The sequence below is a fragment of the Roseiterribacter gracilis genome (assembly GCA_018332375.1).
Classification (GTDB): Bacteria; Pseudomonadota; Alphaproteobacteria; order BOG-932; family Roseiterribacteraceae; genus Roseiterribacter; species Roseiterribacter gracilis.
In genome coordinates this window covers 72,245-87,378 of sequence record BOPV01000001.1, presented here as the reverse complement: position 1 = coordinate 87,378, position 15,134 = coordinate 72,245, and the positions used below count along the sequence as shown (strand labels likewise).

Annotated in this window: 15 protein-coding genes; 9 read left to right on the top strand and 6 right to left on the bottom strand. The window is 63.4% G+C overall.

The window, feature by feature from the left end; all coding sequences use genetic code 11:
• Positions 1-17: 17 nt before the first annotated feature.
• From TMPK1_RS00495 to TMPK1_RS00485, 3 genes are all read right to left on the bottom strand, one after another.
• The gene (locus TMPK1_RS00495; RefSeq protein ID WP_420240760.1) at positions 18-1,715 is read right to left on the bottom strand and encodes a PQQ-dependent sugar dehydrogenase; all 1,698 of its coding nucleotides are present in this window, start codon (positions 1,713-1,715) and stop codon (positions 18-20) included.
• Between the two features lie 103 nt (positions 1,716-1,818).
• Positions 1,819-3,471, bottom strand: a complete 1,653-nt coding sequence (locus TMPK1_RS00490) for an OFA family MFS transporter (protein ID WP_420240758.1) — start codon at positions 3,469-3,471, stop codon at positions 1,819-1,821.
• Between the two features lie 124 nt (positions 3,472-3,595).
• On the bottom strand, positions 3,596-4,480 hold the full coding sequence (locus tag TMPK1_RS00485) for a LysR family transcriptional regulator (RefSeq protein WP_420240757.1): 885 nt from the start codon (positions 4,478-4,480) through the stop codon (positions 3,596-3,598).
• A 201-nt stretch (positions 4,481-4,681) separates the two neighbouring features.
• Here TMPK1_RS00485 and TMPK1_RS00480 point away from each other — a divergent pair, with 201 nt between their 5' ends.
• A complete protein-coding gene (locus tag TMPK1_RS00480) occupies positions 4,682-4,915 on the top strand; it encodes a hypothetical protein (protein WP_420240756.1) in 234 nt (77 codons plus the stop codon).
• A gap of 71 nt (positions 4,916-4,986) precedes the next feature.
• Here TMPK1_RS00480 and gatB read toward each other — a convergent pair whose 3' ends face one another.
• From gatB to gatC, 3 genes are read right to left on the bottom strand one after another with little or no spacing between them, the layout of a single operon-like run.
• Positions 4,987-6,441, bottom strand: a complete 1,455-nt coding sequence (gene gatB, locus TMPK1_RS00475; RefSeq protein ID WP_420240755.1) for an Asp-tRNA(Asn)/Glu-tRNA(Gln) amidotransferase subunit GatB — start codon at positions 6,439-6,441, stop codon at positions 4,987-4,989.
• A 1-nt stretch (position 6,442) separates the two neighbouring features.
• Positions 6,443-7,918, bottom strand: coding sequence for an Asp-tRNA(Asn)/Glu-tRNA(Gln) amidotransferase subunit GatA (gene gatA / locus TMPK1_RS00470; RefSeq protein WP_420240754.1), 1,476 nt, complete (start codon positions 7,916-7,918; stop codon positions 6,443-6,445).
• Complete coding sequence (gatC, locus tag TMPK1_RS00465; RefSeq protein WP_420240753.1) at positions 7,915-8,202, bottom strand: Asp-tRNA(Asn)/Glu-tRNA(Gln) amidotransferase subunit GatC; 288 nt, start codon at positions 8,200-8,202, stop codon at positions 7,915-7,917. Before gatC ends, gatA begins: the two co-directional genes overlap by 4 nt.
• Here gatC and ruvX point away from each other — a divergent pair.
• The 8 genes from ruvX to dprA are packed head-to-tail and all read left to right on the top strand — an operon-like array spanning position 8,125 to position 15,107.
• Positions 8,125-8,739 carry a Holliday junction resolvase RuvX gene (gene ruvX, locus TMPK1_RS00460; protein WP_420240752.1) on the top strand — a complete coding sequence of 205 codons (615 nt, stop codon included), beginning with the start codon at positions 8,125-8,127 and terminating at the stop codon, positions 8,737-8,739. The genes gatC and ruvX overlap by 78 nt on opposite strands.
• Positions 8,732-9,622 carry a dienelactone hydrolase family protein gene (locus tag TMPK1_RS00455; RefSeq protein ID WP_420240749.1) on the top strand — a complete coding sequence of 297 codons (891 nt, stop codon included), beginning with the start codon at positions 8,732-8,734 and terminating at the stop codon, positions 9,620-9,622. Before ruvX ends, TMPK1_RS00455 begins: the two co-directional genes overlap by 8 nt.
• On the top strand, positions 9,622-10,557 hold the full coding sequence (locus TMPK1_RS00450) for an NADP-dependent oxidoreductase (RefSeq protein ID WP_420240748.1): 936 nt from the start codon (positions 9,622-9,624) through the stop codon (positions 10,555-10,557). The genes TMPK1_RS00455 and TMPK1_RS00450 overlap by 1 nt, the downstream gene beginning before the upstream one ends.
• Positions 10,554-11,504, top strand: coding sequence for an aspartate carbamoyltransferase catalytic subunit (locus TMPK1_RS00445; RefSeq protein WP_420240747.1), 951 nt, complete (start codon positions 10,554-10,556; stop codon positions 11,502-11,504). Before TMPK1_RS00450 ends, TMPK1_RS00445 begins: the two co-directional genes overlap by 4 nt.
• Positions 11,504-12,787 (top strand): dihydroorotase, encoded by a 1,284-nt coding sequence (locus TMPK1_RS00440; RefSeq protein WP_420240746.1) that lies wholly within the window; start codon positions 11,504-11,506, stop codon positions 12,785-12,787. Before TMPK1_RS00445 ends, TMPK1_RS00440 begins: the two co-directional genes overlap by 1 nt.
• 12 nt (positions 12,788-12,799) lie before the next feature.
• Positions 12,800-13,405, top strand: coding sequence for a 2-hydroxychromene-2-carboxylate isomerase (locus TMPK1_RS00435; RefSeq protein ID WP_420240745.1), 606 nt, complete (start codon positions 12,800-12,802; stop codon positions 13,403-13,405).
• Positions 13,399-13,995 (top strand): glycerol-3-phosphate 1-O-acyltransferase PlsY, encoded by a 597-nt coding sequence (gene plsY, locus TMPK1_RS00430; RefSeq protein WP_420245592.1) that lies wholly within the window; start codon positions 13,399-13,401, stop codon positions 13,993-13,995. The genes TMPK1_RS00435 and plsY overlap by 7 nt, the downstream gene beginning before the upstream one ends.
• Positions 13,992-15,107, top strand: a complete 1,116-nt coding sequence (gene dprA, locus TMPK1_RS00425) for a DNA-processing protein DprA (RefSeq protein ID WP_420240744.1) — start codon at positions 13,992-13,994, stop codon at positions 15,105-15,107. Before plsY ends, dprA begins: the two co-directional genes overlap by 4 nt.
• Positions 15,108-15,134 lie beyond the last annotated feature (27 nt).

Here is a 15,134-nt window from a genome sequence, read left to right as displayed (position 1 = left end):
GTCTTTTGCAGTAGACGTCAGCGCGCTGCACCGCGATAGCTGACGCGCCAAATCGTGCCATTCCCATCTTCGCTGACCAGCAACGACCCGTCTTTGGCCACCGTCAGCCCAACCGGACGCGCCCACACTTCGCGGTCGTTAATCACGAGCCCGGTCAGGAAATCCTCGTATTCGCCGGTCGGCACGCCGTCGCGCGTCCGCACCCGTATCACTTTGTAACCGGTCCGCAGCGCGCGGTTCCAACTTCCGTGCAGTGCCGCAAACCCGTCACCGCGATACGCGGCCGGGAAGCTCGCGCCGTCATAAAACACCATGCCCAGCGACGCCGAATGCGATTGCAGCAGCACGTCCGGCACAGTGATTTTGTCTTTCAGGTCGGGCCGCGCACCGGCGTGACGCGGATCTTCGTGCGCGCCGAGATAGAACCAGGGCCAGCCATAGAAGCCGCCCTCTTTCACGCGCGTGACGTAGTCGGGCACGAGATCGTCGCCCAACCCGTCGCGCTCGTTGGTCGAACACCAGACGTCACCGCTCGACGGATGCACCGCCAAGCCGACGCAATTGCGAATGCCGGCGGCGAAGATCTTGCCGTTCTTTCCGTCGACGTCGAACACCAGCACGTCGGCGCGTTTTTCTTCATCGCCGTAGGCGGCACCGATTGCGCGCGACGCTTCCCACGCGCGCAACGCGTCGCCGCTCTTCGCGTCGCCGCCCGGCGAGACGTTGGACGCCGATCCGACCGACACGAACATGCGCGTCCCGTCTTTCGAGAACACAAGGTCGCGCGTCGTGTGACCGCCCGAGGTCGGCGACAGTTGCGGCACGATGATTTCGGGTTTGCCCGACGCTTTGAGGTCGCCTTCTTTGTAAGCGAAGCGCACCACGCGGTTTACTTCGGCGACATAGACGAAGCGCGGATTGCTGGCGGGATAGAAGGCAATGCCGAACGGACCTTCGAGACCGGACGCAAAGACCTCGATCTTCTCGGCCTTGCCTGTGCCGCGCAGAATCTTGACGCGGCCGGCCGCGGTCTCGGCGACAAAGATGTCGCCATTCGGCGCGGTGCGCAGAATGCGCGGCGCTGCAAGATTCTCAGCGAACTTCTCGATCTTGAATCCGTCCGGTACGCGCGGCATCGCATCGGCCGCCGGCTCGACGACGCGCGACGGATTGCGCGCCGACTGGGTTTCATAGGGCGCGGGCAGTGCGTCGACCGTGATGTGGCGACGAACGCCCGGCGCATCGGCGCGGAAATCGCCGAACGCAGCGCGGCCTTCGAGCAATTTGCCGACCTGCGCCGGCGCAGCGCTGCTTTGCGCCGCGGGTGCCGTTGGCGCAGCAGCAGCGACCGGTTTCAACGTCGCAAGAAAGGCGATGACGTCGGCGCGTTCTTTTGCGTTGGCGGTCGCAACCACCATCGTCGTGCCCGGCACGGTCGATTGCGGTTTGGCGAGATAGCGCTCCAGCGTGTCGACATCCCAGGTCAGACCCGACTGGCGCAGCGCACGCGAATAGCCGAATTGCACCTCGCCCGCTTTGCGGCCAAGGACGCCTTGCAACGCAGGCCCCTGCCCGCCACCGCCATCGAGACCATGACAGACAGCGCAACGCTGCTTGTACAAAGCGGTGCCGCGCGCAGCGTCGCCGTCCTCAGCCCATGCGGCCGTGCTCGCAAACAGCAGCAATGCCGCCAAAGCCGTACCTTGAAACCGCATCGCCGAACTCCGCTTGAAGGAGCCGAACCGTACGCGGCGTGCAGGACAAAAAAAAGCGGCCGGCCCGCTTTCGCGAACCGGCCGCGCTCCGCCTAAGGAAAGGTCAGCGGAAGAGTGCGCTTGCCTTGTCGAAGGTGATCCACACGCCCCAGGCGAGCGGGATGCCGACCGCAAGCCAGGCCAGTGCGGCTTTGCCGTCGAAACCACCTTTGCCGATGCCGAACGATCCGGTCGCATTGTTGCCGGCCATCACCAGCTTGGCTTGCAGCGCCGCGACTTCTTCGTCGGTCATGTGCCATTTCGGATCGACCGGCTTGATCAGCAGATTGCAGATGAAGCCGAGCACCAGCATGCCGCTGAGGATGTAGAGCGTGGTGTCGTAGAGCCGATCGGTCGGCACGCCGGCCGAAATCTGCGCTTCGCGAATATACGTGATCACCACCGGTCCGATGATGCCCGCCGTCGACCATGCGGTCAGAAGGCGACCGTGAATCGCGCCGACGAACTGCGTGCCGAACATGTCGGCGAGATAGGCCGGCACGGTCGCGAAGCCGCCGCCATACATCGACAGGATGATGCCGAAAGCGAGCACGAACAGCGCCTTCGATCCCATATGGCCGAAGGTCGGCGCTGATACGTAGAGAACGAACCCAAGCACGAAGAAGGTGAAGTAGGTCAGCTTGCGACCGAGCTTGTCCGACATCGATGCCCAGAAGAACCGGCCGCCGATATTGAACAGCGACAGAAGACCAGCGAACGCAGCGCCGATCGTTGCAACCAGCTTCTTCTGATCGGGATTGAGCTGCCCGAAGCCGACGTCTTGACCGATCAACGAGCCGCCGAAGATTTCCTGCAGCATCGGCGACGCCATGCCGATGACGCCGATGCCGGCCGACACGTTCAGGCAAAGCACAGCCCAGATGAGCCAGAATTGCGGCGTCTTATGTGCGTTCTTGAGATGCACATGCTTGGTCGAGATCATCGCCTTGGCATTCGCCGGCGCAGTCCAACCGTCCGGGCGCCAGCCCGCCGGCGGAATGCGATAGCCGAACGCGCCCGACATCATGAACACGAAATAGCCAAGCGCCATCACGACGAAGGTCTGCCACACGCCGACCGACGTCGGGCTGGCGAAGTTGCGCATCAGAAGATCGGCAAGCGGCGAACCGATCATCGCACCACCGCCAAAGCCCATGATCGCCATGCCCGTCGCCATGCCGCGACGATCGGGAAACCATTTGATGAGCGTGGAGACGGGCGAAATATAGCCGAGACCGAGACCGATGCCGCCGATCACGCCAGAGCCGAGCCACATCATCCAAAGTTGGTGCGTGATGATGCCAACGGCGGAGATCAGCATGCCGCCGCACCAGCACAGCGCCGACACGACACCCGCTTTGCGCGGTCCCGCGCGCTCGAGCCAGCCGCCCCAAAGCGCGGCCGACAGGCCAAGCACGACGAAGAACAGCGTGTACATCCAGACGAGGTCGCTGACGCGCCAATCGCACGACGTGGTGACCAGGGCGTCGATCAAACCCATGTCGGCACAGGCGACCGACTTGCTGATGCCGACGGCGCGCGACAGGGGGAGCCAGAAGACGCTGAACCCGTACGCCATACCGATACAGAGATGAATCGCCAGCGCAGCGGGTGGAACCAGCCACCGGTTGAAGCCCGGCTTGGCGACGATCCGCTCGCGATCGAGCAGGCCAGGCGCCGCTACACCAGCGCCGTAGGGCGCCTCCAACGTCGTCATTCGTGAGTCTCCCCCCAGAGGTCAGGTGACGCGTTGTTGTTTGCGCCTACCCTGACTTCAGAGTTCCGCTGCACATCGACGTTGAATCAACAAAGCAGTCCCATGCGGCGATAGAACAAATCTATCAAGCGGTCGCAAATCGCCGCGCCTCAGCGATCAATGCGGTGACCAGCGGTGTAGTCGGTTCACGCGGCGGCACGATCAAACCGATCATTTGCGAAATTTCGGGGTCGACGACCGGGATCAGGCGAATCTCGTCAGACAGTCCCAGCGTCTCAGCAATGTTTGCCGACATGATGCTCGACCAGCGTCCGGTTCGCACATGCGCGAACAGCACGATCATCGAATTCGACTCAAGCGTCGGCGCGGGGTTGGCGCCGACCGACCGCAACATGCGATCGATGATGCGGCGATTCTGCATGTCGGGAGTCAGCAGGCACAACGGCAATTCGCCTACTTCGGCCCACGTGACGGAAGCGCGATCGCCGAAGCGATCGTTCTTCGACGTCACCAGCCGATATTGCTCGCGAAAGATCGGGACGGTCGTGACGCGTCCCAGCGGTTCGTTGTCGAGATAGGAGATGCCGGCGTCGATCTCGAGGTCGTCGAGCATCTGCAGAATCTCGATCGAGGTTCGCGACAAGACCGTGAAGCGCACGTTCTGATGGCGGGCGCGATACGGCGTGGTGAGCTGCGCCACCATCGGCAGGGCGCTGGGGATCACCGCGATCCGCAGATGCCCGACCAAGCCCCGTTTCAGGGAATCGATCTCCTGCTTCATGGCGCGGCTGTCGCCGACGATCCTGCGGGCCCATTCCAGCACCCGCTCGCCCTCGGGGGTGAAACCGCCAAAGCGCGAGCCGCGCTGGACCAGGAGCAGCCCGAACTGATTCTCGAGCTGTTTGATGCCCGCCGAGAAGGTCGGCTGGGTGATGCCGCACGATTCTGCGGCCCGTCCAAAATGGCGTTCGCGGGCCAGCGCCAGCAGAAATTCGAGCTTATCAATCAAGAGCGAGTACCCTTCTGCTTCCTCACCCGCGAGTTGTAGCGTTTGGTTTGGTTAACGGGCTGAAAGCCAAGCGCTTCTGCGGATTCCAAAATTCCTTTGCACTTTTAACCTTCGTTAACGGCCCTGGCCGCAAAACGCTATTGTACGGTCCACTGATGTGGGCCGGACGCCAAACTAAAGACAGACAGGGGAGAAAGCCCGATGGCGCTCACGGAACGTACGCTGGGTCTGCTGGTCGATTTGGTCGAGAACAAGATGACCTCGATGCAGATCGCCGATCGGGAAGATGCGCGGGAGTTCGTCGGCCTGCAGCGTTGCCTGGCCGAGCTTCGTTCGTCGCGCGGTATGCCGGTTGGCCAAGTCGCTGCCGGAGTCGTCCCTGAAATTCGCCGCCGCGGCCGTCCGCCGAAAGTGCGCGCCATGGCGAGCTGCTAAGCCGCCTTTCTTCGAAAGCAAAAGGGCCGTGGTTCACACCACGGCCCTTTTTCGTTGCGCGTCGCCCGAAGTTAAGGCGCGAGCTTTTTCTTCAGCGTCTCGTTGAGCAGCGCCGGATTGGCTTTGCCGCCCGACACTTTCATTGCCTGGCCGACGAAGAAGCCGAACAGCTTGTCCTTGCCGCCGCGATATTCGGCGACCTTGTCCTGGTTCGCGGCCATCACCTCGTCGACCAGCTTGTCGATCGCGCCGGTATCGACGACCTGGCGCAGGCCCTTTTCTTCGACGATCGCGGCTGCCTCTTTGCCGGTCTCGACCATCTCGGCGAACACTTCTTTGGCGATACGGCCGGAGATCGTGTTGTCGGAAATCAGATCGATCAAACCGCCGAGCTTGGCGGCGCTGACCGGGCTATCGGCGAGATCCTTGCCCTCGCGATTGAGCACACCGAGCAGCTCGGTGATCGTCCAGTTCGCAGCCAGTTTCGGATCGCGGCCCTTGGCGACTTCTTCGTAGAACGCAGCGCGTTCCTGTTCAGCGACGAGCACACCGGCATCATAGGCCGACAGCCCCCACTCGCCCATGAAGCGATGTTTCTTCGCGTCGGGCAGTTCCGGGAGCGTCGCTTTGATCCGTTCGATCAGCCCGTCTTCGAGCACCAGCGGCAGCAAATCGGGATCTGGGAAGTAGCGATAGTCGTGCGCTTCTTCTTTCGAACGCATCGAGCGCGTCACGCCCTGGCGCGTATCCCAAAGGCGCGTTTCCTGATCGATCTTGCCGCCGTCTTCGAGAATCTCGATCTGACGACGCGCCTCGTACTCGATCGCCGCCATCACGAAGCGGATCGAATTGACGTTCTTGATCTCGCAGCGCGTGCCGAGCGGCGCACCCGGCTTGCGCATCGAAAGATTCACGTCGCAGCGCATGGAGCCTTCATCCATGTTGCCGTCGCACGTGCCGAGATAGCGCAAAATCGCGCGCAGCTTGCGCACATAGGCAGCCGCCTCTTCGGCCGAACGCATGTCGGGCTCGCTGACGATTTCCATCAGCGCGACGCCGGAGCGATTCAGATCGACGAAGGTGCGCTTCGGATCCTGGTCGTGCAGCGACTTGCCCGCATCCTGTTCGAGATGCAGACGCGTGACGCCGATCGCCTTGGTCGTGCCGTCGGGCAGATCGATTTCGATCTCGCCCTTGCCCACGATCGGATGCTGGAACTGCGAGATCTGATAGCCCTGCGGCAGATCGGGGTAGAAATAGTTCTTACGCTCGAACACCGAGCGTTTATTGACCTGCGCGTTGAGACCCAGACCGGTCTTTACCGCTTGTTCGACGACGAACCCGTTCAGCACCGGCAACATGCCCGGCATCGCGGCGTCGACCAGCGACACCTGCGTGTTCGGCTCGGCACCAAAATCGGTCGGCGCACCGGAGAACAGTTTCGACTTCGACGTCACCTGCGCGTGGACTTCGAGACCGATGACCATTTCCCAGTCGCCGGTCTTGCCTGCGATCAATTCCGCCATCTCACGCCACCTTCAACAAAGCAGGCTTCGCATCGAACTTGGCTGCGTCCTCGATCGCCTGGGCGACGCGGAACACGCCTGACTCGTCGAACGGCTTGCCCAAGATCTGCAGGCCCAGCGGCAGGCCGTCGTCGCTAAGTCCGGCCGGCACCGAAATGCCCGGCAAACCAGCGAGTGATGCCGGCACGGTGAATACGTCGTTGAGATACATGGCGATCGGATCGTCCATCTTCTCGCCCATCGCAAACGCGCTTGACGGCGCGGTCGGTGTCAGGATCGCGTCGCATTTCTCGAACGCTAAGGTGAAGTCGCGCGCGATCAGCGCGCGCACCTGCTGTGCCTTCAAATAATAGGCGTCGTAATAGCCGGCCGAGAGCACGTAGGTGCCGATCATGATGCGGCGCTTCACTTCGGCGCCGAAGCCTTCGGCGCGCGAATTCTCGTACAGCTCGGTGAGCGACGCGCCTTCGGCACGCAGCCCGTAGCGCACGCCGTCATAGCGCGCGAGGTTCGACGAACATTCCGCCGGCGCGACGACGTAATAGGTCGGCAGCGCGTATTTGGTGTGCGGCAGATCGATTTCGACGATCTCGGCGCCAGCATCGCGCAGCCACTGCGCGCCCTGCGTCCAGACGCGATCGATTTCCGCCGGCATGCCGTCCATGCGGTATTGGCGCGGAATACCGATGCGCATGCCTTTGACATTGCCAACGCAGTCCTTGGCCCAGTCAGGAACGGGCATATCGACCGACGTCGAATCCTTGGGATCGAATCCCGACATCGAACGCAGCAGGATCGCGGTGTCCTTGACGGTGCGCGCGAACGGCCCGGCCTGGTCGAGCGACGAGGCGAACGCGATCGTGCCCCAGCGCGAGCAACGTCCGTAGGTCGGCTTGATGCCGACGATGCCGCAGAATGCAGCCGGCTGACGGATCGATCCACCCGTGTCGGTGCCAGTCGCGCCCAGCGCCATACGCGCGGCAACCGCCGACGCCGAACCGCCCGACGAGCCACCCGGAACGAGCTTTGCGTTCGAGCCTGGACGGCGCCACGGATTTTCGACCGGCCCGTACGCGCTGGTCATGTTCGACGAGCCCATCGCGAACTCGTCCATGTTCAGCTTGCCGAGCATGACTGCACCGTCGCGCCAAAGATTGGCGGTGACGGTCGATTCATAGGTCGGCACGAAGCCTTCGAGGATCTTCGAACCAGCCGTCGTCTCGACGCCTTTGGTGCAGAACAGATCCTTGATACCGAGCGGAATACCGTCGAGCGGCTTCGCGGCACCTTTGGCGCGGCGTTCGTCGCTGGCGCGCGCCTCGTTCAGTGCGCGTTCCGGCGTTTCGACCAGGTAGGCATTCAGCGAACGATGCTGCGCCATCTGCTCGAGATGCGCCTCGGTCAGTTCGACAGCGGAAATGTCTTTCTTGGCGAGGCGATCGAGCGCTTCAGCAAGAGTCAGATCAACGGCGCTCATTCCACGACTTTCGGCACAACGTAGAAACCAGCAACCGACTCCGGCGCATTCGCCAGAACCGCGTCGCGATCATTTTCCAATGCGACCTGATCGGGCCGCAGACGCTGCGTCATCGGCGCAACGCTGGTCATCGGCTCGACGCCCTTGGTGTCGACCTCGCTCAATTGCTCGATCCAGCCGAGCACATGGTTCAATTCGCTGGCGAGATGAGGCTGTTCGTCGGCGCCAACCCGGATCCGCGCGAGGCGAGCGATCTTGGCGACCGTGGAATTGTCGAGGGACATATGGAAAACGCAGGTCGGAAAAGGGAAGCCGGCTTGGTATCAGGGGCCATGATCCTCCGCAACCTGGCCGACCTTCTGCCTCACCTTGCCCCGCGTGGCCGCCTGCTTGGGCTAGACGTGGGCGAAACGACGATCGGCCTCGCCGTGTCCGATCCCGATCTCAAGCTCGCATCGCCGGTCGACACGATCCGCCGCACCAAATTCGCCGCCGACATGGTCGAGCTGGAGAAAGTCGTAAAATCGCGCGGTGTCGGCGGCCTGGTGGTCGGATTCCCGTTGAATATGGACGGGACCCAGGGGCCGCGCGCGCAGTCGGTGCGACATTTCGCGGACGCCATGGCCAAACGGACGCCCGGCCTGCCCATCGTGCTGTGGGATGAGCGCATGTCCACACAGGCCGTGCAGCGCTTTCTGATCACGCAAGCCGACCTCAGCCGCGCCAAGCGGGCGAGGTCCGTGGACAAGATGGCGGCCGCCTATATTCTCCAGGGCGCTCTCGACTGGCTTGCAGCAAGAGGGACTGAAATCCATGACTGACAGTGATTTGGCGGAGTCGCAGCTCCGTAGCCTGATGCGCGACCCCGATATGACTCGGCGCGGCTTTGCGGTTGCGTCGCTCGCGACCGGCTTCGCGATGGCGGTCCGGCCGGTATCGGCCCAGACCATCACCACCGACACGACCGGCATCGTTGCCGGCGAAGTGAAGATTCCGGTCGCCGACGGCACCGTCCCCGCCTACCGGTCGCATCCCGCAACCGGAAAAGATTGGCCGACCGTACTGGTGATCCAGGAAATCTTTGGCGTGCACGAGCACATCAAGGATCTGACGCGCCGTCTGGCCAAGCTCGGCTATTACGCGATCGCGACCGAGCTCTATGCGCGCCAGGGTGATCCGTCGAAATACACCGAGATCCCCAAGCTGTTCACCGAAGTCGTGTCGAAAGTGCCCGACGCGCAAGTCCTGTCGGACCTCGACGCGTCGGTCGCCTTCGCCAAGAGCGAAAAAGCAAACACGAGCAAACTTGGCGTGACCGGCTTCTGCTGGGGCGGTCGCCAGACCTGGCTCTACACCGCACACAATCCGGCGGTGAAAGCGGGCGCCGCCTGGTACGGCCAACTTGCGCCGCGCGCTGATCGTCCGGCGCCGGCTGGTGTCGTCAATCCGATCGACGTTGCCGACAAGATCAAAGGCCGCGTGCTGGGTCTGTATGGTGGTGCCGACGAGGGCATTCCGCAGACCAGCGTCGAAGCCATGCGCGAAGCGCTGAAAAAAGCCGGCGACACCAAGACGAAGATCGAGGTCTATCCGGATACGCCGCACGCCTTCAACGCTGACTACCGTCCGAGCTACCGGCCGGAGCAAGCGAAAGATGCGTGGGCGAAGATGCTTTCTTGGTTCAAACAGAATGGTGTTGCTTGATGCGTGCAGTACGCCTGCATGGGTTTGGCGGCGTCGACCAGCTTCGGCTGGACGACGTCCCCGTCCCTACGCCCGGTCCGGGCGAAGTTCGAATCAAAGTCGGTGCGGCTGCGGTCAATCCGATCGATTGGAAGATCCGCAAAGGCTCGATACCGGGCCTGAACATCACCCTGCCGTTTACGCTCGGCTGCGAAGGAGTCGGCACGATCAGCGCGCTGGGCGAAGGTGTGCAGGGATATGAGCTTGGTCAACGCGTCTGGAGTTTCACCGACGTGATGCGATCGGGCTGGTATGCCGAAGAGGTCGTGGTGCCAGCTACCAGCATTTCGATGGCACCGCCGAAACTCGACGACGCTCATGCAGCGTCGATGCCGGTTGGTGCAGTGACCGCGCGTCAGGCCTTCGAACGCGCCAATCTGAAAGCTGCAGAGCGCGTTCTGGTGATCGGCGGCGCCGGTAGCATCGGCTCGCTCGCCATTCAGGTCGCGAAACACATGAGCGCCTGGGTCTTCGCCACCGCTTCGGGACGAAATCAGGAATTCCTCGTCACGCTCCGCGCTGACAAAGCGCTGAACTACGAGCAGGACGATGTCGCCGCTGCGACCAAGACGGGCCCCTGGGAAGGTGTGGACGTGGTGTTCGACGCGGTCGGTGGCGCGGCTGCGGACGCTGCCTACGACGCACTCCGGGAAGGCGGACGATTCATCTCGATCGTACAGCCGCCCGACGAAGCGAAGCTTGCAGCGCATAAGGCAACCGGCTTCATGCATCGCGGTACGCCCGACGCGCTGAAACTGATCGAAGCGACTGCGCATGCGGACCTCGAAATCCTGCGCCCCAGCGTCGCCGAGATCATGCGCCTCAGTGATTTCGCACGGGCGCACGCGATGAGCGAAAGCGGTCATGTCCGCGGCAAGTTGATCCTGATCCCGTGAGCGCGGCGCGAGGCACATTCCCGCATCGGCATCTGCTCGGCATCAATGGCTTGTCGTCGGCGGACATCACGTCCGTCCTCGATGTCGCCGACTCGTATGTCGAGCAGAACCGCCGTGCCGACAAACGCTCAGCGCTGTTGCGCGGCCGTACCATCGTCAATCTGTTCTTCGAAGATTCGACGCGCACGCGCACCTCGTTCGAGCTGGCGGGCAAGCGGCTTGGCGGCGACGTCATCAACATGTCGGTCTCGACCTCGAGCGTGAAGAAAGGCGAGACGCTGATCGACACGGCGATGACCTTGAACGCGATGCATCCCGACGTGCTGATCGTGCGCCACCAGGAATCGGGCGCCGCGATGCTGCTCTCGACCAAAGTCGACGCAGCCGTGATCAATGCCGGCGACGGTACGCACGAACATCCGACCCAGGCATTGCTCGACGCGCTGACGATCCGCCGACGCAAAGGAAAGCTCGCTGGTCTGACCGTCGCGATCTGCGGCGACATTCTGCACAGCCGCGTCGCCCGCTCGAACATTCTGCTGCTGACCACGATGGGCGCAAAAGTGCGTGTCGTGGGACCGCCGACCTTGGTGCCGTCGGGCATCGACAAGCTTGGTGCGTCGGTGTTCCACGACATGAAGTCGGGCCTCGACGGCGTCGACATCGTGATGATGCTGCGCCTCCAGGCCGAGCGTATGTCGGGCCGCTTTGTGCCAAGCCCGCGCGAATATTTTCACTTCTTCGGCCTGACGCGCGAAGCGCTGGCTTTGGCGAAACCTGACGCGCTGATCATGCATCCAGGCCCGATGAATCGCGGCGTCGAGATCGACAGCGAAGTTGCCGACGATGTCGGCCGCTCGATGATCCTCGACCAGGTCGAAATGGGCGTCGCCGTGCGTATGGCGGTGCTGGATCTGCTGTGCCCGCCTGCGACGGGTGGAAATTGATGACGACTGCTTTCACCAACGCACGCCTGCTCGATCCCGCCAGCGGTCTCGACGCGCTCGGCACGATCGTCGTGCACGGCGAAACCATCACCGCGCTGGGCGCCAACGTTGCGGTGCCGGCCGGCGCCGACATCGTCGACTGCAAAGGCGCGTGTCTTGCGCCGGGCCTGGTCGACCTGCGCGTGACGATCGGCGAGCCCGGCTTCGAAGAAAAAGAAACCATCGCCAGCGCCTCACGCGCTGCTGCGGCGGGCGGCGTCACGGCGATGGCGATGTTGCCGAACACCGACCCGGTGATCGACGACGTCGCGGGCCTGGAATTCGTGGCGCGCCGCGCACGCGAAGTGAAGCAGGTCAAAATGTTTGCCTATGGCGCCGCGACCCGCGACTGCGCCGGCAACGAACTCGCCGATCTGGGCCTGCTCGCCGAAGCCGGCGCGGTGGCGTTTTCTGACGGATCGCGCTGTATCGCGGATCCGCAATTGATGCGCCGCGCGCTTGCCTATGCGCGTCCGTTCGGCCGTCCGATCGTGCAGCACGCGGAAGAGCCGCGCCTTGCCGAAGGCGGGCAGATGAACGAAGGCGAGATCGCCACGCGCCTCGGCCTGTCGGGCATTCCGGCCTGCGCGGAATCGATTCTGCTGGCGCGCGATCTGCGGCTGGTCGAATTGACGGGCGGCCGCTACCACGCCGCGCATATTTCGACCGCCGAAGGTGTGGCGCTGTTGCGCGAAGCCAAACGACGCGGACTGCATGTCACCGCCGATACAGCACCGCCCTATTTTCTGCTGACCGAACGCGACATTGGCGATTGGCGGACCTTCGCAAAATTGTCGCCGCCGTTGCGCAACGACGAAGACCGCAAAGCCGTCGCGGCCGGAATCGCCGATGGGACGATCGACGCGATCGCGTCGGATCACCAGCCGCAGCCGCAAGATTGGAAACGCCTGCCGTTCGCACAAGCAGCAGCCGGTGCAGCGGGACTCGACACGTTGCTGTCGCTGTCGCTGGCCCTGGTGCACGACAAGACGATGCCGCTGCTCGACGCGCTGCGCCGTTTGACCCAGGCGCCTGCCGACATTCTGGGATTGAAGCAGCTCGGTCGTCTTGCGGTCGGCGGTCCTGCCGACCTCGTCTTGTTCGATCTCGACGCGCGCTGGACGATTGATGCGGATTCCTTCCGCTCGAAGTCGAAGAATTCACCGTTTGACGGGTACGACGTACGCGGTCGTGTTTTGCGCACTGTCGTCGACGGCCGTACCGTCTTTCGCGCTGATGGCTGACGGAAGATTGCAATGACCGCTGCGCCGATCGACTTCTATTTCGACTATTCCTCGCCGGCCGGCTATGTCGCGTCGACTCGCATCGATGCGATCGCAGCCACCTACGGTCGCGACGTGAACTGGCGGCCGGTTCTGCTTGGCCCGATCTTCAAAGTGACCGGCGCCGCCCCGCTGCTCGGCGTGCCGCTCAAAGGAAAATACGCCAAACATGATTTCATGCGCACCGCGCGGCTCAACGGCGTCGAGATGCGCTTTCCATCGAGCTTTCCATTTTCAAGCGTTGCAGCGGCGCGCGCGCATTACTGGTTGAGCGATCGCGACCGGCGCGCTGCGGTGCGTTTCACGCAGGCGGTGCTGCATGCAGTGTGGGTCGATGACCGCGACATCTCTGCAATCTCGACCGTCCTAGCGATTGCAGGCCAGCTCGGCCACGACGAAGCCGAACTCGAAGCGGCGCTGTCGAGTCAGGCGGTGAAGGACCGGCTGAAAAGCGAAGTCGATGCTGCGATGGAACGCGGCGTGTTCGGTTCGCCCTATGTCATCGTCGACGATGAGCCGTTCTGGGGCGCCGACCGGTTGGGCCAGATCGAAAAATGGCTGCAGACGGGCGGCTGGTGACCCTGCTTCTCGCGCTTCTCGCCGGCTATTTGCTGGGATCGATTCCGTTCGGCCTCGTGCTGACGCGCCTCGCCGGCTATGGCGATCTGCGCCAGATCGGCAGCGGCAATATCGGCGCAACCAACGTACTGCGCACCGGCAACAAGCCACTGGCGCTTGCGACCTTGCTGCTCGACGCGGGAAAAGGCGCAATCGCTGTCGTGATTGCGCGCGCCATCGCACCCGACGATCCGACGGTTGCGATTGCGGCCGCCGCTGGTGCGTTGGCCGGGCATCTTTATCCGGTCTGGCTTGGCTTTCGTGGCGGCAAAGGCGTTGCGACGACGCTGGGCACGATGCTGGCGATTGAATGGCGCATCGGCGTCGCTGCTTGCGTCACGTGGCTGATCACGGCGCTTCTGTTTCGAATTTCGTCGCTCGCGGCACTGGTCGCGATGCTCGCGCTTCCTGCTGCTGCATGGTGGGTCGGCGACAAGAATCTGACCTTGTTTGCAATCGCGGTGGCCGCGGTCGTGTGGGTCAAGCACGCTGCAAATTTGCGCCGCCTCGCCAACGGCACCGAACCAAAGATCGGGCGAAAGCGCGAATGACAATTCGCATGCTGGCCGATGACGAACGTATCGACTGGGTGCGGTTGGCACGCAGCGAGAATGTCGGTCCAGTTGCGTTCTTTCAGCTTTTACGGCGCGCGCAAGGCGACATACAGGGCGCGCTTGGATTGCTGCCGGAACTGGCGCGTCGCGGCGGCCGCAACGGCGCGCTGCGTGTTCCCAGCCGCAACGACATTGCGCGCGAAATCGATGCAGTGACCAAGTTCGGTGCAACCACGATCTGCGCGTGCGAGCCGACCTATCCGCGTGCGCTTGCTGCAATCCACGATCCGCCGCCGGTTCTGACGGCCGGTCGCAAGCTCGACCTGTTGTTGCGCCCAGCCGTCGCCATCGTCGGCGCACGCAATGCGTCGACCAACGGACGCCGCATCGCCGACATGCTGGCGCGCGATCTGGCGCGTGCGGGATGGGTGGTGGTCTCGGGGCTCGCGCGCGGCATCGACTCAGCAGCGCATGACGCGTCGCTCGACGGCGGCACGATTGCGGTCGTCGCCGGCGGCATCGACGTCACCTACCCGCCCGAGAATGCCGAACTGCAGGCCGACATTTTTGCGCGCGGATGTGTTGCGGCGGAAATGCCGCTCGGCATCGAACCGCACGCGCGGCATTTCCCGCGCCGCAATCGAATCGTGTCCGGCCTGGTGCGCGGATTGGTGGTCGTCGAAGCCGCCATGCATTCCGGCTCACTGATCTCTGCCCGCTTCGCCCTGGAGCAGGGGCGCGAGGTGTTTGCGGTCCCCGGGTCGCCTCTGGACCCCCGCGCCCGGGGGACCAACGACCTAATTCGTCAGGGTGCCCATCTCACGGAGAGCGCCGAGGATATCTTTCGCGAGTTGGGACCGTTGGCCGCGGACTTGGCCGAACCACCGCAGGAACCCTGGGGTTTTGATGCCGACGAGGGTAGCGACTCGCGCGCGCTCGCGCATGCACGCGAGGTCGTATTCGCAAGACTGTCACCTTCACCGGTCGCGGTTGACGAACTGGTCCGCGATTGCCAATTGTCCGCCGCGCTGGTCAGGACCGTCCTGCTCGAACTCGAGCTGGCGGGCCGGATCGAGCGCCAGCCTGGGCATCGCGTCGCTCTCATCTGACGACGGGCTACAGCCCTGAGAGCAGAT

Excerpts from the sequence above, each read along its gene's own strand:
- TMPK1_RS00495 (WP_420240760.1), bottom strand. The coding sequence starts at position 1,715 with ATGCGGTTTCAAGGTACGGCTTTGGCGGCATTGCTGCTGTTTGCGAGC.
- TMPK1_RS00490 (WP_420240758.1), bottom strand. The coding sequence starts at position 3,471 with ATGACGACGTTGGAGGCGCCCTACGGCGCTGGTGTAGCGGCGCCTGGC.
- TMPK1_RS00480 (WP_420240756.1), top strand. The coding sequence starts at position 4,682 with ATGGCGCTCACGGAACGTACGCTGGGTCTGCTGGTCGATTTGGTCGAG.
- gatB (WP_420240755.1), bottom strand. The coding sequence starts at position 6,441 with ATGGCGGAATTGATCGCAGGCAAGACCGGCGACTGGGAAATGGTCATC.
- gatA (WP_420240754.1), bottom strand. The coding sequence starts at position 7,918 with ATGAGCGCCGTTGATCTGACTCTTGCTGAAGCGCTCGATCGCCTCGCC.
- ruvX (WP_420240752.1), top strand. The coding sequence starts at position 8,125 with ATGAGGCTGTTCGTCGGCGCCAACCCGGATCCGCGCGAGGCGAGCGAT.
- gatC (WP_420240753.1), bottom strand. The coding sequence starts at position 8,202 with ATGTCCCTCGACAATTCCACGGTCGCCAAGATCGCTCGCCTCGCGCGG.
- TMPK1_RS00455 (WP_420240749.1), top strand. The coding sequence starts at position 8,732 with ATGACTGACAGTGATTTGGCGGAGTCGCAGCTCCGTAGCCTGATGCGC.
- TMPK1_RS00450 (WP_420240748.1), top strand. The coding sequence starts at position 9,622 with ATGCGTGCAGTACGCCTGCATGGGTTTGGCGGCGTCGACCAGCTTCGG.
- TMPK1_RS00440 (WP_420240746.1), top strand. The coding sequence starts at position 11,504 with ATGACGACTGCTTTCACCAACGCACGCCTGCTCGATCCCGCCAGCGGT.
- TMPK1_RS00435 (WP_420240745.1), top strand. The coding sequence starts at position 12,800 with ATGACCGCTGCGCCGATCGACTTCTATTTCGACTATTCCTCGCCGGCC.
- dprA (WP_420240744.1), top strand. The coding sequence starts at position 13,992 with ATGACAATTCGCATGCTGGCCGATGACGAACGTATCGACTGGGTGCGG.